Genomic DNA, 1,238 nt, shown 5'->3' on the forward strand with positions numbered 1-1,238 from the left:
GCCGGCATCGAAGGCCGGCTCCTGGCGCAGCGCGGGCTCGGCCGCGCCGTCGGGCTCGGGCGGTTTCGCGCGCTTGGGGGCGTTGCGGTGGGCGGACCAGGCGTTGAAGGCGACGATGGCCGCCAGAACGACGCCGCCCGCGATGATGAGGCCGAGTTGGAAGTTGCTCATGGTGAAAAAACGTGCGGCTTCTGGGGGGTTCAGGCATCGGCCATGGACAGCGCGGACTCCATGTCCACGGCCACGATACGCGAGACGCCCTGCTCCTGCATGGTCACGCCGATCAGTTGTTCGGCCATTTCCATGGCGATCTTGTTGTGGCTGATGAAAAGGAACTGCGTGCCGCTGCTCATGCTGGACACGAGCTTGGCATAGCGTTCGGTGTTGGCATCGTCCAGCGGCGCGTCCACCTCGTCCAGCAGGCAGAACGGCGCGGGGTTGAGCTGGAAGATGGCGAAGACGAGCGCGATGGCGGTCAGGGCCTTCTCGCCGCCGGACAGCAGGTGGATGGTCTGGTTCTTCTTGCCCGGCGGCTGCGCCATCACCTGCACGCCGGAGTCGAGGATTTCGTCGCCGGTGATGATGAGGCGCGCATTGCCGCCGCCGAACAGCTCGGGGAACATGCGCCCGAAATGGCCGTTCACCGTCTCGAAGGTGCCCGAGAGCAGTTCGCGGGTTTCGGCGTCGATCTTGCGGATCGCGTCCTCCAGCGTGTTCATGGCCTCGGTCAGGTCCGCGGTCTGCGAGTCGAGGAAGGTCTTGCGCTCGCGCGCGAGGTTCAGCTCCTCCAGCGCGGCGAGGTTGACCGCGCCCAGGGCCGCGATCTCGCGGTGCAGGCGGTCGATCTCGCTTTGCAGGCCGGCCGAGCGCACGCCGCCGGCCTCGATGGACTGCGCCACCGCCTCCAGGTCGGCCTGTGCGTCGGCCAGCAGCGTGGTGTATTGCTCCAGGCCCAGGCGCGCGGCCTGCTCCTTGAGCTGGAATTCGGTGATGCGGGCGCGCAGCGGATCGAGCGCGCGTTCCAGCTGCATGCGGCGCTCGTCGCTCGCGCGCAGCTTGGCGGTGAGGTCGTCGTATTCGCTGCGCTGGGCGCCCAGGGCCTTCTCGCGTTCCATCTTGAGGTCCAGCGCCTGCTGCAGGCCGCCCTGCGCCGCGGCGTCGGACAGCCGCGCCATCTCGTCGCGGGCGCGCTGCTGCTCATCGGCCAGCGCGCGGGTCTGGCTGCCCGCCGTGTCCAG

At 68.8% G+C, this 1,238-nt stretch carries 1 protein-coding gene and 1 pseudogene; both read right to left on the minus strand.

Features of this window, described 5'->3' with window-relative positions; all coding sequences use genetic code 11:
- Positions 1-171: pseudogene (locus AC27KI_RS25205) on the minus strand (cell division protein FtsZ); the annotation flags it as partial.
- Positions 172-200: 29 nt separating this feature from the next.
- On the minus strand, positions 201-1,238 hold a 1,038-nt coding region (locus AC27KI_RS25210), incomplete at its 5' end, for a chromosome segregation SMC family protein (RefSeq protein ID WP_487116522.1).

Source organism: Acidovorax sp. KPB24-03 (assembly GCF_057546605.1).